Origin of the sequence: Metapseudomonas phytobenefica (genome assembly GCF_043392685.1) — a bacterium.
Lineage (GTDB): Bacteria > Pseudomonadota > Gammaproteobacteria > Pseudomonadales > Pseudomonadaceae > Metapseudomonas.
This window is the reverse complement of the sequence record NZ_JBHZGM010000011.1, coordinates 41,203-57,600: the sequence shown is the minus strand read 5'-3', so window position 1 is coordinate 57,600 and position 16,398 is coordinate 41,203. Positions and strand designations below refer to the sequence as shown.

The following is a 16,398-nucleotide window of genomic DNA, read 5'->3' as shown; positions in this document are numbered from 1 at the left end:
CGCAGGGTATTATTCAGCTCTTTGCCCATCTTCCGCCAAGGTTGCAGTCATGTCGGACAATTCCCTTATCCAACGGGCGCAGCGCTTTCTCGCTGCGTTGCGTCATTGCCAGGTGCTCGGCCTCAGCGTGCATGACGCCACTCCCCAGGGCCTGACCCTGCGTCTGCCCTACAGCAGCCAGATCATCGGCAATCCGGAAACCGGCGTGATCCACGGCGGCGCCATTACCACCCTGATGGATACCACCTGCGGCATCTCCACCGTCTGCGTGCTGCCGGAATTCGAGATCTGCCCGACCCTGGACCTGCGCATCGATTACATGCATCCGGCCGAGCCCCACAAGGACGTCTTCGGTTTCGCCGAATGCTACCGGGTGACGCCCAACGTCATTTTCACCCGTGGCTACGCCTATCAGGATGATCCCGCCCAACCCATCGCCCATGTGGTCGGTGCATTCATGCGCATGGGCAAGCCGGGCCAGCTGAAGCAGGGAGGTGCGGCATGAGCCTCGACTTCAACGCCCTGGTGCGCGAAGCCCAGGAGAAGAATGACTACGACTCGCTGGTGTGCCTGATTCCCTACGCCAAGCTGATCGGCATGGAATGCCTGCGCCTCGGGGACGACATGGTGTTCCGTCTGCCGGCGAACAAGGACAACATCGGCAATCCGACCCTGCCGGCCATCCATGGCGGTGTGATTGCCGGTTTCATGGAGCACGCGGCCATGCTCCACCTGCTGATGTTCATGGGCACGCCACATATGCCCAAAATCATCGACTTCTCGATAGATTACCTGCGCGCCGGGCACTATCGTGACACCTACGTCCAGTGCCAGGTCTGGCGACAAGGGCGCCGCGTCGCCAACGTCGCCATCACCGCCTGGCAGACTACCCAGACCGAACCCATCGCCACAGCGCGCGCTCACTTCAAGGTCGACGAATCCTGAGGCGCGCCAGGCGCGTCCGGTCCTTCACAAGGAAAGCCCGATGGTTGCGTTACTGATTCTTGGCGGCCTGTTGCTGATCGTCAGCGGACTCGTCTGGCTGGTCATGCTGGCGTTCGGCACCAGCCTGCTCTGGGGCTTCGGCAGCCTGTTGCCGCCGGTCACCCTGGCCTACGTGCTCTACCACTGGCGCAACGCACGCAAGGCCGTGGTCCTTGGGGCCATGGGCTTCATTCCGCTGGTGGTGGGGCTGACCATGCTCGCCGCCCAGGACCCGGAGCGTCTCCAGGCGATTCTCAGCCTGCGCTGGCTGGGCCAGGACGATCAGGCCAGGTCCGAGCTGGATATCCGCCTGAAGGGTGAACTCAACGGCCAGCGCTTTTCACCGCTGGAGGCCGAACTGGTGGACGGCATCCTCAGCCTGCGTGAAGGGCAGGACTTCTACGCCCGTCGCGAGCTGACCATCCGCCTTGGCAGCCAGCCCCAGGGCGCCCTGCGCCTGGACGTCCTGCCCCGGGATGCAGGCCCCAGGCCAGAAGTGGAAATCAGCTGGCTGCTGCCAGAGCAGGAGCTACCGGAGGCACGGCGCATTCCCCGTGGCTACACCCTGCACATGGACCTCCAGCCGGTGGCGCCGAACCGCCTGGCCGGGGACTTCCACCTGGTGCTGCCGCCGAAGTTCGCCACGACGCTCACCGGCCACCTGGAGGTGTTCACCGACCGCCTGCGCTACCGCGACGGCCGGGTGGACCGGACCTACGATTCCCGTGACACCCTGGCCTACGTGATACGCGACTACCTGCAGCGGCGATTTGCTACCCGCAACGTCGAGCTGCTCCCTCTGCCTGCCGTCAGCCTGCCAGCGCGGGAGCTGGACCTTGAAGTGCAAGCCCGGGTCGATGGCCAGGCCCAGCGCCTGCCGATTCAGCTTGCCAAGAGTGAGGCCAAGGGTTGGAGAGTACGCCGCGACAGCTTCCCGCCGCTGGCCGAACCCGCCGCGGCACCCCAGCCCCCCAGTGAGGCGCAAGACCCGGCCTCCGTTGCGGAGGTTGCCCGCCCGGTGGATCGTCGCCTGAGATTCTCGCTGCAGCGCCTGTTGAACAATCCCGGCCAGTACCAGGAACTCAGCATGCGTGTGTACACGGTGCGCGGGAGCACCGCCGAAGGGCGCTTCACCGGCCTGGACCGCGAAGGCCGCATCCTCATCCGGCGCAATCTGGGCGGGGCAGGGGCCGCCAGCTTCAGTTTCGACCTGGACGAGGTCGCCCACGTCGAGCTGCTTGAGCCCTGACCTGTTGGCCCGTGGGTAGAAGCCCACGCTGCCACTGCGATGCCTCCGCGTTTCGCTAAGCACTTGAAATCCTTGTCGAAGCCCCCATCTGGGTGACATCCGCCGCCGTAGATGCGGTTCAAGCCATCCAAGTGGAGTCAGACGACCATGAGTGTGGAAACTCAAAAAGAAACCCTGGGCTTCCAGACCGAGGTGAAGCAACTGCTTCACCTGATGATCCATTCCCTGTATTCCAACAAGGAAATCTTCCTTCGCGAGTTGATTTCCAACGCCTCCGACGCCGCCGACAAGCTGCGTTTCGAAGCGCTGGCCAAGCCTGAGCTGCTCGAAGGTGGCGCCGATCTCAGGATCCGGGTGAGCTTCGACAAGGACGCCCGCACCATCACCATCGAAGACAACGGCATCGGCATGAGCCGTGACGAGGTGATCACGCACCTGGGCACCATCGCCAAGTCCGGCACCGCTGACTTCCTGAAGAACCTGTCCGGCGACCAGAAGAAGGATTCCCACCTGATCGGCCAGTTCGGCGTGGGCTTCTACTCCGCGTTCATCGTCGCCGACAAGGTGGACGTCTTCACCCGCCGTGCCGGTCTGCCGGCCGCCGAGGGCGTGCACTGGGCGTCCAGCGGCGAGGGCGAATTCGATGTCGCCACCATCGACAAGGCCGAGCGCGGCACCCGCATCGTCCTGCATCTGAAAGGCAACGAGGCTGAGTTTGCCGACGGCTGGCGCCTGCGCAACGTCATCAAGAAGTACTCCGACCATATCGCCCTGCCCATCGAGCTGCCGAAGGAGCAGTACGGTGAAGAGGCGCCCGCCGAGCCGGAGTGGGAAACCGTCAACCGCGCCAGTGCCCTCTGGACCCGTCCGCGCACCGAGGTGAAGGACGAGGAGTACCAGGAGTTCTACAAGCACATTGCCCACGATTTCGAGAACCCGCTGACCTGGAGCCACAACAAGGTCGAAGGCAAGCTGGAGTACAACTCGCTGCTCTATGTGCCGGGCCGTGCCCCGTTCGACCTGTACCACCGCGAGGCCCCGCGTGGCCTGAAGCTGTACGTGCAGCGCGTGTTCATCATGGACCAGGCCGACCAGTTCCTGCCGCTCTACCTGCGCTTCATCAAGGGCGTGGTGGACTCCAACGACCTGTCGCTGAACGTTTCCCGCGAAATCCTGCAGAAGGACCCGGTGATCGACTCCATGAAGTCGGCCCTGACCAAGCGCGTGCTGGACATGCTGGAGAAGCTGGCGAAGAACGAACCTGAACAGTACAAGGGCTTCTGGAAGAACTTCGGCCAGGTGCTGAAGGAAGGCCCGGCCGAAGATTTTGCCAACAAGGAGAAGATTGCCGGCTTGCTGCGCTTTGCTTCCACCAGCGATGAGTCGGGTGAGCAGAGCGTGTCCCTGGCCGACTACATCGGCCGCATGAAAGAAGGCCAGGACAAGATCTACTACCTCACCGGCGAGAGCTATTCCCAGGTCAAGAACAGCCCGCACCTGGAAGTCTTCCGCAAGAAGGGCGTCGAAGTGCTGCTGCTCACCGACCGCATCGACGAGTGGCTGATGAGCTACCTGTCCGATTTCGACGGCAAGGGCTTCGTCGATGTCGCCCGTGGCGACCTCGACCTCGGCAAGCTGGACTCGGAAGAAGACAAGAAGGCCCAGGAAGAAGTCGCCAAGGCCAAGGAAGGGCTGATCGAGCGCCTGAAGCAGGTGCTGGACGAGCAGGTTAGCGAAGTGCGTGTTTCCCATCGCCTGACCGACTCCCCGGCGATCCTCGCCATCGGCGAACAGGACCTGGGCCTGCAGATGCGCCAGATCCTCGAAGCCAGCGGCCAGAAGGTTCCGGATTCCAAGCCGATCTTCGAGATCAACCCGGCCCACCCGCTGATCGAGAAGCTCGATGGCGAGCAGGACGAAGACCGCTTCGGCGAACTGTCCCACATCCTCTTCGACCAGGCGGCCCTGGCTGCCGGCGACAGCCTGAAGGATCCGGCCGCCTACGTGCGCCGCCTGAACAAGCTGTTGGTGGAACTCTCTGCCTGATAGATGGCAGGAATGGACAAGGCCCGCGTTGCGGGCCTTTTTCTTTTGTGGGGGATTCCTGTCATGTCGGGGCTCACCTGCCATGAAACCGGTTGGGAGGTTGACCCCGGCAGAGGGTCTAACCTCAGTCATGCCTCCGTCACGGGAGAACCTCCATGAACAGATTGCTGCTGTCCTCGCTGCTATTGGTATTCGCCGCCCCGACCTGGGCGGCCATGGTTACCCAGAAGGTGCCTTATGAAATCGATGGCAAGCCGTTCGAAGGCACCCTGGTCTATGACGACGCGGTGCAAACCCCACGTCCGGGCCTGTTGATGGTGCCCAACTGGATGGGAGTGACGACCGCCGCTGCCGAGCAGGCCAAGCTCATTGCCGGCCAGCGCTACGTGATTTTCATCGCCGACATGTATGGCAAGGACATACGTCCGGGCAGTCCGGAGGAAGCCAGGGCCGCCGCCACGGCAGTACGGAGTGACCGGCCGCTGATGCGCAAGCGCGCCCTGGCGGGCGTCGAGGCGCTCAAGGCTCAGGCAGCGAAGGTGCCGCTGGCCCCGGCCAGTCTGGGCGCCATCGGTTTCTGCTTCGGTGGTGGCAGTGTGCTGGAGCTGGCGCGCTCGGGGGCGCAGCTGAAGGGCTTCGTATCCTTCCATGGCAACCTGGATACGCCCAACCCGGCCGATGCCCGCAGCATCCGCGCACCGGTCCTGGTACTGCATGGCGCCGATGACCCGGCGGTGCCCAAGACCCAGGTGGATGCCTTCACCGCCGAAATGACCGCGGCCAAGGTCGATTGGCAACTGGTCAGCTACGGGGGTGCGGTGCACTCCTTCACCGAGCCCGGGGCCAATGTGCCAGGACGCAATGAATACAATCCCAAGGTCGCCACACGGGCCTACCAGGCGATGAACGACCTGTTCGACGAAGTCTTCAGCGGAACGAGGTAAAGAGAACAGGGGCACTTGTTGGTTGGGTAGAGGCACGAAACCCAACGTTTCGCGGTTGATGCCGGGTGCGTTGGGCCTCGCTACGCTCGGAACAACCTACGATTGGCGCTGCACCATCAGCGCGGCAGTTCGATGCGGCTGGTTTCTCCCGGCACCACGGGCCATTCGCCGGCCGCCCAGCGGCTGCGGGCCTGGTCGATCAGCTCCGGGCTGCTGGCCACGAAGTTCCAGTTCATCCGCCGTGGTCCGTCCAGCGGGGCGCCGCCGATCATCACCAACTGGCAGCCGCTGCAGGCAGACAGCACGAACTCCACGCCTTCCGGCAGCACTACCAGGCTGCGCGGTTCCAGCGGCTGGTGATCCAGCAGGGCTTCACCTTCCAGCAGGTAGAGCGCCCGCTGCGGGTGCTCGCAGGGAAGGGGCAGGGTGGCGCCGGCTTCCAGTTGCAGGTCGGCATAGAGGGTAGGGGAGAGCACCGGCACCGGGGATTCCAGGCAGAAGCCGCTGCCGGCGATCAGGCGGATGCGCACGCCGAGTGCGTCCCGGACCGGCAGGCTGGCCGCCGGGTGATGGCTGTAGCTGGGCTCGCAGTCTTCCAGTTCCTTCGGTAGGGCGAGCCAGACCTGCAGGCCATGGGCGCGCGAGCCGCTGGCCATGAGGTTGGCCGGGGTGCGTTCGACGTGGGCGACGCCGCGGCCGGCGGTCATCCAGCTGACGTCACCCGGCTTCACCAACTGGTCCGAACCCAGGCTGTCCTTGTGTTGCAGTTCGCCCTCGAACAGGTAGGTGAGGGTGGACAGGCCGATATGCGGATGCTGGCGCACGTCCATGCCCTCGCCGGGGGCGTAGTCCGCCTCCAGCATGTGGTCGAAGAACACGAAGGGGCCAACGTTGCGGCAATGGGCCGAGGGCAGCGGGCGGAGGATCGGCTGTCCGGCGACCTCTTCGGCGCGCGGGCGGATGGTGAGAACGTTCATGCTCGGGCTTCCTGCACGGGTCACTGGCTGAAGTTGCCTTCGGCGAGGCGGGTCTCGATGCTCACTTCTACCTGGGTCATCAGCTTGTGCACCGGGCACTTCTCGGCGATGCGCAGCAGCGTGGCGCGTTGTTCGTCGCTGAGGGGGCCGCGCAGGGTCAGCTTCACGTCCAGGCGGTAATGTCCCTTGCGTTCCTCGCTGTCGTCGCGGGTCACCTCGACGTCCACGCCGGTCAGCGGAATACCGTTCTTCTGCGCGTAGTAGGTGACGGTCAGGGCCTTGCAGCTGCCCAGTGCGGCGTCGAAGTAGTCGTGGGGCTCCGGGTCCGCACCGGCACCGCCCAGGTCCGTCGGCAGGTCGGTGAACAGCGCTGCCTTGCCGTCCAGTTCGATGCGCTGGCGAGTGCCGGTGGCGGAATCGCGGGTGAGACGGATAGTCATTGAGGGCCTCCTGGCCAGTGAGCGAATGAGTCCTGCTAGGCTAGCTCAAAGGCCGGCGAGCGGGCAGCGGCTTGTACTGTTGAACACCGCCAACGCGATGCGGGTCCAACGTCACCCACCCATTCCGGAGGACGAGCCTTGTATCGGCTGAGGACCAGTCTCGCCGCGCTTTTGCTGGCGCTGGCAATTCCCGGCGAAGCGCGCGATTACCGCTACAGCGACGCCCATTTGCACTACGTGGATTTCTTCCAGGAAAGCGACGGCATGCAGGCCCTGTTGCAGGCGATGGACAAGGGCGGCATTGACCACGTGATGATTTCCGGCATTCCGGTGGCCAAGAAATGGCACGAGGACGAACCCAAGCGGCCGCGCTACTACGCCGGCGATGACGCAGGCGCCTACTGGTACAGCGCCACGGACGCGCTGGTGGCCGCTGCGCTCAGGCAACTGCCGGATGACCAGCGCAAGCGCTTCCATCCCTTTCTCAGCGGCTTCAACCCCAACGACAAGAACTCCGACGCCCATATCCGCCGCATGCTGGAACTGGACCCGGGGCTCTGGCAGGGGATCGGCGAAGTCTTCACCCGCCACGATGACCTCACTGCCCTGATCGACGGCGACACCCCCCGCGCCAACAACGAGGCCATGAGCCGCATCTACCACCTGGCCGCCGAATATGACCTGCCGGTGCTGCTGCACTCGAACATCACCTCGCAGCGCGAGCGCAACCCGCTGTTTTTACAGGAAGTGGAGGAGCCGCTGCGCAACCACCCCCATGTGCGCTTCATCTGGGCCCATGCCGGCTCCAGCATGGAAATCCACCGCCACCAGACGAAGCTGGACTTCCTCCTGCCTACCCTGGAACGCCTGCTGGCGGATTACCCCAACCTCTACATCGACCTCTCCTGGAGCGTGCTGGAACCCTACCTGCTGGACGCAGACGGCAAGCCGGACCGTCGCTGGCTGGCGCTGGTGGAACGTCATCCGGAGCGCTTCATGCTGGGCTCGGATGTAGTGGGTCGCTTCGACGGGTTGGGGGATTATCTGTCGGCCTATCGTCCCTTCCTCGATGCCCTACCGGAGCCGGTGGCGCGCAAGGTGGCGCGGGACAATTTCCTCGCCGTGCTGCCCCGGAAACAGGGGAAAGCAGCAGCGCAGTGAACCTGCCAGGCCACGTCACAACCTCGCGCCAGGGCAGACAGGGAGCGCTGCCTGAAGAGGATGGCGCCCCCTGCGACACTTTGGCCTTCCAGAGCGACCAGTCTGCTGCTTCACCGTCCGCTGGTCCCGCGTGCGTCGCCATGGCGCGCTATATTCGCTGGGTCTGAAGCAGCGGCGAGGCACGGGCCCATGGCCGAACAGATCAGCATCCTGGTGGTGGACGACGATGAGGCGATCCGCGAAATGCTGCTGGATTACCTCGGCGGCCAGGGTTATCAGGTCCATGCCGTGGCCGACAGCGGCCAGTTGCGTGCGCGGCTGGCCGAGGCGCTGCCCGACCTGGTGCTGCTGGACGTGGGGCTGCCCGGCGAGGACGGCCTGAGCCTCGCGCGTTACCTGCGCGAGCATCACGACCTGCCGGTGATCATGGTGTCGGGCGCCGGCACGCCACTGGACCGCATCGTTGGCCTGGAAGTCGGCGCCGACGACTACCTGGCCAAACCCTTCGACCCACGCGAACTGCTGGCACGGCTCAAGACCGTGCTGCGGCGCTATCGCCGCAATCCGGCGCCCGCTGCGCAGCCCGCCGCAGACAGCGACAGCGCCTGCCTGCAACTCGGCCAGTGCCGCCTCGACCTGCAGAGCCGCCAGCTGTTCGACGCCGCAGGCGAGGAAATACCCCTGACCGCCATGGAGTTCGACCTGCTCCAGGCCTTCGCCCAGCGCCCCAACCGGCCGCTGTCCCGCGACCAGTTGCTGAACCTCACCCAGCACCGTGACTGGAACCCCTTCGACCGCTCCATCGACATCCGCATCGCCCGTCTGCGCCGCAAGCTGGAACAGGACCCGGACAAACCGCAGATCATCCGCACCGTGCGCGGCGTGGGTTACATGTTCGTGCCGGACTGAGTCCGCATTTCGCCCCCCACGGCAGCGCTTTGTTTCAATTGTTTCAATGGCAACCCGGGCCGTTCGGCCCTGGCCGGGTTGTTCCATAATCAGGCGAGTCCGCCAATCCCGGAGGGCCTTACGGTGAGCCAGCCCCTGACCAGCCGCTTCGCCATCAGCGCCGAAGAGCATCGCTTGCGGCAGATCGTCGATAACAGCAGTGCGGTGATCTACGTGAAGGACCTCGAGGGCCGCCTGGTGCTGGTCAACCGGGCCTTCGAGCGTTTGTTCAAGGTGCGCGGCGAGCGGGTGCTGGGGCACACCGACCACGAGTTCTTTCCTCCGGAAATCGCTGACGTCCTGCGTGCCAACGACCTGCGGGTGATCCAGCTCGGCCATGAACTGGAGTTCGAGGAGCAGGTGCCCATGGGCGGCGGCATCCGCACCTACCTGTCGAACAAGTTCCCGCTCTTCGACGGCGACGGCCGGGTCAGCGCCATCTGCGGTATCTCCACCGACATCAGTTCACGCAAGAGCCTGGAGGAGGTGCTGCGCTTCGTCGCCCTGGGCGTGTCCGCCGCCACCGGGAACGAGGTGTTCGAGGCCATTGCCCGCTACATGGTGCGTTCGCTGAACGCCGATTTCGCCTTCGTCAGCCGCATCAGCGACGAAGGGCCGGAATGCCTCACCACCCTGGCCCTCTACTACGGTGGGAAGCTGCACCAGAACACCACCTACTCCCTCAAGGGCACGCCCTGCTTCGAGGTGTTCGGCCGCAGCTTCCACTTCGTGCCCCGCGACCTGCGCTGTTCCTACCCTGCAGACGAAGTGCTGGCTGCCTTCGGCGTCGACAGCTACGCCGGCTACCCGCTGTTCGCCAGCGATGGCCGGCCCCTGGGCCTGATCGCCGCCGGCCGGCTGGGGCCGATGTCGGATCGCGACAAGGTGGAATCGGTGCTGCGCATCTTCTCGGTACGGGCGGCGGCGGAAATCGAACGGCTGGAGGCCGAAGCCAGCTACCGGGCGATTTTCGATACCTCCGAGGACGCCATTTTCGTCCATGACATCGAGAGCGGCGCCCTGGTGGACGTCAATCCCAAGGCCTGCCGCGCCTACGGATACAGCTACGAGGAAATGCTCAAGCTGGACATCGATGCCTTCAGCGCCGGCTACGCGCCCTATACCGGCAAGGAGGCCGCCGCTTACCTGGCCCGCGCCGCAGCCGGCCAGGTGCAGCGCTTCGAATGGCACCGGCGCAACCGCGACGGCAGCCTGCACTGGGACGAGGTACTGCTCAAGCGCGTGGCCATCGGCGGCATCGACCGCATCCTCGGCATCACCCGCGAGATCACCCAGCGCAAGGAGGCCGAACAGGCCCTGCGGGCCAGCGAGATGCAGTACCGCGCCATCACCAACACCGCCCTGGATTGCTTCATCAGCATGGACGAGGCCGGGCGGGTACTGGCGTTCAACCCGGCCGCCGAACAGTGCTTCGGCATCAGCAGTGAGCAGGCGCTGGGGCATTCGCTGCTCAAGCTGATCATTCCGCCGCGTTTTCGCGAAGCCTACGAGCAGGCCCTGGAGAACTACCTGCAGACCGGTCACGGAGCCTTTCTCGGCAAACGCATGGAGGTGGTGGCGCAGCGTGCTGACGGGCGCGAATTCACCGCCGAACTGGCTCTGACCCAGGTGCCGGGGGACGAGGGACCGCGCTTCATCTGCTACCTGCGCGACATCACCGAGCGCATCCAGGCCGAGGAGGAGCGCACGCGCCTGGAGCAGCAACTGCGCCAGGCGCAGCGCATGGAGGCCATCGGGCATCTGACCGGGGGCATCGCCCACGACTTCAACAATCTGCTGACCAGCATGCTGGGCTACACCGTGATGGCCCAGGAACTGGCGGAGCAGAGCGGCGACGAGCGCCTGGGCAAGTACCTGTCACGGGTGCAGCGTTCGGCGGAAAAGGCCCGCGACCTGATCCAGCAGATGCTCACCTTCAGCCGCGGCAGCCGTGGCAAGCCTCAGGTGGTCGCGCTGGACCTGCTGCTGGGGGACTTCATCCGCCTGGTGGATTCCACCTTGCCGGCCACGGTGGAGCTGGAAGTCCAGCTCGACCATGACGTGCCACGGGTGCTGGCCGATCCGGTGCAGCTGGAGCAGGTGCTGATGAACCTGTGCATCAACGCCCGCGATGCCATGGGCAGCGTGGGCCAGTTGCGGGTGAGCCTGGGCCAGCAGGAGCTGTCGGGCGTCTGCGCCTCCTGCCAGCAGCGGATCAAGGGCCATTACGTGGCACTGACGGTCAGCGACAGCGGCCCGGGGATTGACCCGGCGCTGCGCGCGCAGATCTTCGAGCCGTTCTTCTCCACCAAGGCCAGCGGCCAGGGCAGCGGTATGGGGTTGTCCATGGTGCACGGTATCGTCCATGAGTACGGTGGCCATATCCACCTGGACAGCACGCCGGGGCAGGGCGCCACTTTCCACGTGCTGATGCCGGCCCACAGTCCGGCGGCGGGCGTGGAGCAGGCCAATGTGCAGGCCGCTGCCCGGCCAACCCTGCGCTCAGCCCTGTGCGGCCGCGTGGCCGTGGTGGACGACGACGACACGGTGGCCGAGTTCATGGGGGAACTGCTGGAGGGCTGGGGGCTGGAACCTGGCATCTTCTGCGATGCGGAACAGGCCAGCCAGATGCTCTGCGCCGACCCCTACGCCTGGGATTTCGTCATCCTCGACCAGAGCATGCCGCGCCTGTCCGGCCTGCAGCTGGCGCGGCGCCTCTTGGCGTCCCGCGCCGACCTGCCCATCGTGCTCTACACCGGCTTCAGCGACTCCCTGCTGGAGAGCGAGGTACAGAACCAGGGAGTCAAGGCGCTGCTGACCAAGCCGCTGGACCAGCAGCGCCTGCACCAGTTGTTGCAGGCCTGGCTGGAGAGCCCCGGGAGCGGATACAAAGCAGAAACAAACTGAGCGCTGTCAGCCATCGGGCTGATACAGGCCGGGGCGAAGCTGGTGTCCAAGGCGGAGCGGAGCGATCCCGCCGACCAGAAAATCCCGGCAGGAGCGTGTCATGTTCACTTACTTCAAGCGCATTTCGATCTTTTCCTATGGCCTGATCAGCTACCTGATCTTCTTCGCCACCTTCGTCTATTCCATCGGCTTCGTCGCCAACCTGCCGTTCGCGCCACGAACCCTGGATGGCGAACCACGCCTGCCGTTCTGGACTGCCTTGGGGATCGACGTGCTGCTGCTGGCCATCTTCGCCGTCCAGCACAGCCTGATGGCCCGACCGGCCTTCAAGGCCTGGTGGACCCAGTGGGTGTCGCCGGCGGCCGAGCGCAGCACCTATGTGCTGTTCTCCAGCCTGGCGTTGATCCTGCTGTATAGCTACTGGCAGCCGCTCGGCGGCGAGATCTGGAACATCGAGAACCGCTCCGGCCGGCTGGTCATGGGCGCGACCTTCGGTTTCGGCTGGGCGCTGGTGTTCTACGCCACCCTGCTGATCAACCACTTCGACCTGTTCGGGCTGCGCCAGGTCTGGCTGAACCTGCTGGGCAAGCCCTACACCGAGCTGGAGTTCAAGACGCCGGGGGCTTACAAGCTGGTGCGCCACCCGCTCTACCTGGGCTGGCTCCTGTGCTTCTGGGCCACCCCGACCATGAGTGCGGCCCACCTGCTGTTCGCCGTGCTGACCAGCATCTATATCCTGGCCGCCATCCAGCTGGAAGAGCGCGACCTGCTGCGGGCGCATCCGGAGTACGCCGACTATCGCAACCAGGTACCCATGCTGCTGCCGCGCGTCGGCGGGCGGGAGAAGGCGGCGGCCGACCGCGAAGCGGCCTGATCGTCGTGAACAGAGAAGGGCGCCCGGGTGGCGCCCTTTTTCATGTTCGGCGATGGGGGTCAGACCACGAAGCGCGCGATCATGCCGTTGAGCTCCACCGCCAGGCGCGACAGGTCATGGGTGGCGGTGGCAGTCTGGTTGGCGCCGGCCGAGGTCTGCATCGAGATGTCGCGGATGTTCACCAGGTTGCGGTCTACCTCGCGGGCCACCTGGGCCTGTTGCTCGGCGGCGGTGGCGATCACCAGGGTGCGCTGGTTGATCTCGCCGGCCTGCCGGGCGATCTCCTGCAGGGCCTGGCCGGCGCTTTCGGCCAACTTGACCATATCCCGGGCATGGGTATCGCTCTGGTTCATGGCACTGACAGCGGCATCGGAGCCGGCCTGGATGGCGGCGATCATCTGTTCGATCTCTCGGGTCGACTCCTGGGTGCGGTGGGCGAGGGCGCGTACCTCGTCGGCCACCACGGCGAAGCCGCGCCCCTGTTCACCGGCACGGGCCGCCTCGATGGCGGCGTTGAGGGCCAGCAGATTGGTCTGCTCGGCAATGGAACGGATCACGTCCAGCACAGTGGCAATGCCCTGGGCCCGCTCGGCGAGGTCCGCCACGCTGTGCGTGGAACGGATGACTTCCTCGCCCATGTCGCGAATGGCCTGGACGGTTTCCTCCACCTGTTCGCGACCGCTGAGCGCGACGCTTTCGGACGTGGTAGCGGCCTCGGAGGTGGAGGCGGCATTGCGCGCCACTTCCTCTACCGCTGCACTCATCTGGTTGACCGCCGTCGCGGCCAGCTCGATCTCGTCGTGCTGGCGGCCCAGCGAGCGGTTGCTTTCTTCGGTTACCGCATTGAGCTCTTCTGCTGCCGAGGCGAGCTGGGTGGCGGAAAGGCCGATCCGTTCGATAGTGTCGCGCAGGCTCTGTCGCATGGACTGCAGGGCCTGCATCAGCCGGGCGGGTTCGTCGCGGCCGGTGCTGGCCAGCTCACCGGTGAGGTCGCCGCTGGCCACCCGTTCTGCGGTGTGCATGGCTTCGCGGATGGGGCCGACGATGCTTTGGGTCAGCAGCCAGGCGATGGCGATGCTGGCCAGGACCGCCAGCACCACCACCAGCACGACGGAGCGGGTGGCGTCGTTGACGACTTCGTCGCCGCGGCGGCTGGATTCCCGCGCCTTGCGCTGCTCGAGGTCGATCAATGCGGCGAGGTTGCGTGACAGGGTTTCGAAGCGCTGGTACTGCTCGCCGCGAAGCAGCGCGTAGGCGCGATCGGTGTCGTTCCGGCGCGACAGTTGCAGCAGGGTCTCGTGGCTGTTCATGTAGTCGCGGCTGGCGCCGAGCACCTCCTCGAACAACTGCTTCTCCTCCGACGACTGCAGCAATGGCTGGTACGCCTTCTCCAACTTGGCAAGCTCGGCGAGCAGCCTGTCCATGCGTCGCTCCTGGGCTTTCATGGTGTCGTCGTCCTGGGCCAGTACGTGGTTCATCTCGCTGAGGCGGAACGTGGCCATGAGCAGGCCCATCTGGCCGGAGGCCTGGACGCTGGGAAGCCAGATTTCGCTGATTTCGGTCGAGGCCTCGTTGATGGTGCCCATGCGGTGATGGGCGAAGCCACCGAGGCCGACCAGTATCAGGGTGATGATGGCGAAGCCGATGGCGGCACGGTAGGCGATGGGCAATTGGCGAAGGAACATGGGACTACTCCGATCCGGGGCGAATAAGGTGTTGCTAGTCCCTGTAGCGGAGGAGGGTGGCGCTTCTTGATGGCGGAATAGACGGTTCGGAAAAGACCTACAGGCTTTAGGGAAGTGAAAGACCCATGAACGACAACGCCCGTATCCGGGGGGATACGGGCGTTGTGGTTACCGCCGGGTTCGGGATCAGCCGTTGAAGCGGCGCAGAACCAGGGTGGCGTTGGTGCCGCCGAAGCCGAAGCTGTTGGACATGACGGTGTCGATCTTGGCGTTCTCGCGGGTCTCGCGCAGGATCGGCAGGTCGGCCACTTCAGGGTCCAGCTCATCGATGTTGGCGGAACCGGCCATGAACTTGCCTTCCATCATCAGCAGGCAGTAGATGGTTTCCTGTACGCCGGCGGCGCCCAGGGAGTGGCCGGACAGGCTCTTGGTGGAGCTGATGGCCGGGGCCTTGTCGCCGAACACTTCACGCACGCCGCGGATTTCCGCCACGTCGCCCACCGGAGTAGAGGTGCCGTGGGTGTTCAGGTAGTCGATCGGGGTGTCGACGGTGGACAGCGCCTGCTGCATGCAGCGGATGGCGCCTTCGCCGCTCGGGGCGACCATGTCGTAGCCGTCGGAAGTCGCGCCGTAGCCGACGATTTCGGCGTAGATCTTGGCGCCGCGCTTGAGTGCGTGTTCCAGCTCCTCGACCACGACCATGCCGCCGCCACCAGCGATGACGAAACCGTCGCGCTTGGCGTCGTAGGCGCGGGAGGCGCGTTCGGGGGTGTCGTTGTACTGGGTGGAGAGGGCGCCCATGGCGTCGAACAGGCAGCTCTGGCTCCAGTGTTCTTCTTCACCGCCGCCGGCGAAGACCATGTCCTGCTTGCCCAGCTGGATCTGTTCCATGGCCTGGCCGATGCAATGCGCGCTGGTGGCGCAGGCCGAGGAGATGGAGAAGTTCACGCCCTTGATCTGGAAGGGAGTGGCCAGGCACGCGGAAACGGTGCTGCCCATGGTGCGGGTCACGCGGTATGGGCCGATGCGCTTGACGCCTTTCTCGCGCAGGGTGTCGATGGCTTCCATCTGGTTCACGGTGGAAGCGCCGCCGGAGCCGGCGATCAGGCCCACGCGCGGGTTGGAGATCTGCTCGGCGGTCAGGCCGGCGTCTTCGATGGCCTGCTGCATGGCCAGGTAGGCATAGGCAGCGGCATCGCCCATGAAGCGGAAGATCTTGCGGTCGATCAGCTCTTCAAGGTTCAGGTTCACGGAGCCGGAAACCTGGCTGCGCAGACCCATCTCCGCGTAGGAGGGGTTGTGGCGGATACCGGAACGGCCGGTGCGCAGGTTCTCGGAGACGGTAGCTTTGTCATTGCCCAGGCAGGAGACGATGCCCAGGCCAGTAATCACGACGCGACGCATGCGGATGTCCTTCAGAAGCTGTCGGTAGAGGTGAACAGGCCGACGCGCAGGCCTTCGGCGCTGTAGATCTCGCGGCCGTCGACGGCAACGGTGCCATCGGCAATACCGAGGATCAGCGATCGATTAATAGTGCGCTTGATATGGATGTTGTAGGTGATCTTTTTCGCGGACGGCAGGACCTGGCCGAAGAACTTGACTTCGCCGGAGCCGAGGGCGCGGCCACGGCCGGGGTTGCCCTGCCAACCGAGGTAGAAACCGACCAGCTGCCACATGGCGTCGAGGCCGAGGCAGCCGGGCATGACCGGGTCGCCTTCGAAGTGGCAGGCGAAGAACCACAGGTCAGGATTGATGTCGAGCTCGGCGACTATCTCGCCTTTGCCGTACTTCCCGCCGGTTTCGCTGATATGCACGATGCGATCGATCATCAGCATGTTGGGGGCGGGCAGTTGCGCATTACCAGGGCCGAACAGCTCGCCGCGACTGCAGCGCAGCAGGTCTTCCCGGGTATAGGCGTTTTGTTTGGTCATGCGAGCTCCTCAATGGTCCCCGTCTGGCACAGGGATTTGCATTCATCCTTCTGCCGTGGCCGTTGTAGGGGGCGTCAGGCGGCAGACTAGTCATAGACTGTTGCGTTGCGGTGAAAGTCACAGAATGGCGAGCACAGTCGTTCACCTGGTGTGGCCGCGGCCCGTAGCAAGGGGCTGCGGGGGGATTTCCCGCTCGCAAAGCGAGTCGCACTTTACCATTCCCGGACCCTCCACGAATGCCTGGAAACGGCA

At 65.0% G+C, this 16,398-nt stretch carries 14 protein-coding genes; 9 read left to right on the top strand and 5 right to left on the bottom strand.

Annotation, left to right across the window (positions count from 1 at the left end; all coding sequences use genetic code 11):
• The first annotated feature begins 49 nt into the window (after positions 1-49).
• From ACFW0B_RS11485 to ACFW0B_RS11465, 5 genes are all read left to right on the top strand, one after another.
• A complete protein-coding gene (locus ACFW0B_RS11485; protein ID WP_449148150.1) occupies positions 50-505 on the top strand; it encodes a PaaI family thioesterase in 456 nt (151 codons plus the stop codon).
• The gene (locus ACFW0B_RS11480; RefSeq protein WP_449148148.1) at positions 502-945 is read left to right on the top strand and encodes a PaaI family thioesterase; all 444 of its coding nucleotides are present in this window, start codon (positions 502-504) and stop codon (positions 943-945) included. The genes ACFW0B_RS11485 and ACFW0B_RS11480 overlap by 4 nt, the downstream gene beginning before the upstream one ends.
• Before the next feature lie 40 nt (positions 946-985).
• The gene (locus ACFW0B_RS11475; RefSeq protein ID WP_449148146.1) at positions 986-2,233 is read left to right on the top strand and encodes an MFS transporter; all 1,248 of its coding nucleotides are present in this window, start codon (positions 986-988) and stop codon (positions 2,231-2,233) included.
• A gap of 147 nt (positions 2,234-2,380) precedes the next feature.
• Positions 2,381-4,279 (top strand): molecular chaperone HtpG, encoded by a 1,899-nt coding sequence (htpG, locus tag ACFW0B_RS11470; protein WP_449148144.1) that lies wholly within the window; start codon positions 2,381-2,383, stop codon positions 4,277-4,279.
• A 155-nt stretch (positions 4,280-4,434) separates the two neighbouring features.
• Entirely contained in the window at positions 4,435-5,223 is a 789-nt protein-coding gene (locus ACFW0B_RS11465) for a dienelactone hydrolase family protein (RefSeq protein ID WP_449148142.1), read from the top strand.
• A 116-nt stretch (positions 5,224-5,339) separates the two neighbouring features.
• Here the strand turns inward: ACFW0B_RS11465 and ACFW0B_RS11460 are convergent, their stop codons facing one another.
• Together ACFW0B_RS11460 and ACFW0B_RS11455 are read right to left on the bottom strand one after the other, a co-directional pair.
• Entirely contained in the window at positions 5,340-6,200 is an 861-nt protein-coding gene (locus ACFW0B_RS11460) for a pirin family protein (RefSeq protein ID WP_449148140.1), read from the bottom strand.
• 20 nt (positions 6,201-6,220) lie between these two features.
• On the bottom strand, positions 6,221-6,640 hold the full coding sequence (locus ACFW0B_RS11455) for an OsmC family protein (RefSeq protein ID WP_449148138.1): 420 nt from the start codon (positions 6,638-6,640) through the stop codon (positions 6,221-6,223).
• A 138-nt stretch (positions 6,641-6,778) separates the two neighbouring features.
• Between ACFW0B_RS11455 and ACFW0B_RS11450 the strand changes: the two genes are divergently transcribed.
• From ACFW0B_RS11450 to mddA, 4 genes are all read left to right on the top strand, one after another.
• Positions 6,779-7,801, top strand: a complete 1,023-nt coding sequence (locus ACFW0B_RS11450; protein WP_449148136.1) for an amidohydrolase family protein — start codon at positions 6,779-6,781, stop codon at positions 7,799-7,801.
• A gap of 189 nt (positions 7,802-7,990) precedes the next feature.
• Positions 7,991-8,710, top strand: a complete 720-nt coding sequence (locus ACFW0B_RS11445) for a response regulator (RefSeq protein WP_449148134.1) — start codon at positions 7,991-7,993, stop codon at positions 8,708-8,710.
• Between the two features lie 123 nt (positions 8,711-8,833).
• Positions 8,834-11,656, top strand: coding sequence for a PAS domain-containing hybrid sensor histidine kinase/response regulator (locus tag ACFW0B_RS11440; RefSeq protein ID WP_449148132.1), 2,823 nt, complete (start codon positions 8,834-8,836; stop codon positions 11,654-11,656).
• 100 nt (positions 11,657-11,756) lie between these two features.
• Positions 11,757-12,530, top strand: a complete 774-nt coding sequence (gene mddA, locus ACFW0B_RS11435) for a methanethiol S-methyltransferase (protein ID WP_449148130.1) — start codon at positions 11,757-11,759, stop codon at positions 12,528-12,530.
• A 59-nt stretch (positions 12,531-12,589) separates the two neighbouring features.
• Here the strand turns inward: mddA and ACFW0B_RS25990 are convergent, their stop codons facing one another.
• The 3 genes from ACFW0B_RS25990 to fabA all read right to left on the bottom strand — a co-directional run bounded on the left by ACFW0B_RS25990 (position 12,590) and on the right by fabA (position 16,146).
• Positions 12,590-14,215 carry a methyl-accepting chemotaxis protein gene (locus tag ACFW0B_RS25990; RefSeq protein WP_459251701.1) on the bottom strand — a complete coding sequence of 542 codons (1,626 nt, stop codon included), beginning with the start codon at positions 14,213-14,215 and terminating at the stop codon, positions 12,590-12,592.
• A gap of 186 nt (positions 14,216-14,401) precedes the next feature.
• Positions 14,402-15,619: a beta-ketoacyl-ACP synthase I gene (gene fabB / locus ACFW0B_RS11420; RefSeq protein ID WP_449148128.1), complete on the bottom strand. Its 1,218-nt coding sequence runs from the start codon at positions 15,617-15,619 to the stop codon at positions 14,402-14,404.
• A gap of 11 nt (positions 15,620-15,630) precedes the next feature.
• On the bottom strand, positions 15,631-16,146 hold the full coding sequence (gene fabA, locus ACFW0B_RS11415; protein WP_003456128.1) for a 3-hydroxyacyl-[acyl-carrier-protein] dehydratase FabA: 516 nt from the start codon (positions 16,144-16,146) through the stop codon (positions 15,631-15,633).
• Between the last annotated feature and the right edge of the window lie 252 nt (positions 16,147-16,398).

Coding starts and splice junctions, on each gene's coding strand:
- fabA (WP_003456128.1), bottom strand. CDS start 16,146: ATGACCAAACAAAACGCCTATACCCGGGAAGACCTGCTGCGCTGCAGT.
- ACFW0B_RS11460 (WP_449148140.1), bottom strand. CDS start 6,200: ATGAACGTTCTCACCATCCGCCCGCGCGCCGAAGAGGTCGCCGGACAG.
- mddA (WP_449148130.1), top strand. CDS start 11,757: ATGTTCACTTACTTCAAGCGCATTTCGATCTTTTCCTATGGCCTGATC.
- ACFW0B_RS11445 (WP_449148134.1), top strand. CDS start 7,991: ATGGCCGAACAGATCAGCATCCTGGTGGTGGACGACGATGAGGCGATC.
- ACFW0B_RS25990 (WP_459251701.1), bottom strand. CDS start 14,215: ATGTTCCTTCGCCAATTGCCCATCGCCTACCGTGCCGCCATCGGCTTC.
- ACFW0B_RS11465 (WP_449148142.1), top strand. CDS start 4,435: ATGAACAGATTGCTGCTGTCCTCGCTGCTATTGGTATTCGCCGCCCCG.
- ACFW0B_RS11475 (WP_449148146.1), top strand. CDS start 986: ATGGTTGCGTTACTGATTCTTGGCGGCCTGTTGCTGATCGTCAGCGGA.
- ACFW0B_RS11485 (WP_449148150.1), top strand. CDS start 50: ATGTCGGACAATTCCCTTATCCAACGGGCGCAGCGCTTTCTCGCTGCG.
- ACFW0B_RS11480 (WP_449148148.1), top strand. CDS start 502: ATGAGCCTCGACTTCAACGCCCTGGTGCGCGAAGCCCAGGAGAAGAAT.
- fabB (WP_449148128.1), bottom strand. CDS start 15,619: ATGCGTCGCGTCGTGATTACTGGCCTGGGCATCGTCTCCTGCCTGGGC.
- htpG (WP_449148144.1), top strand. CDS start 2,381: ATGAGTGTGGAAACTCAAAAAGAAACCCTGGGCTTCCAGACCGAGGTG.
- ACFW0B_RS11455 (WP_449148138.1), bottom strand. CDS start 6,640: ATGACTATCCGTCTCACCCGCGATTCCGCCACCGGCACTCGCCAGCGC.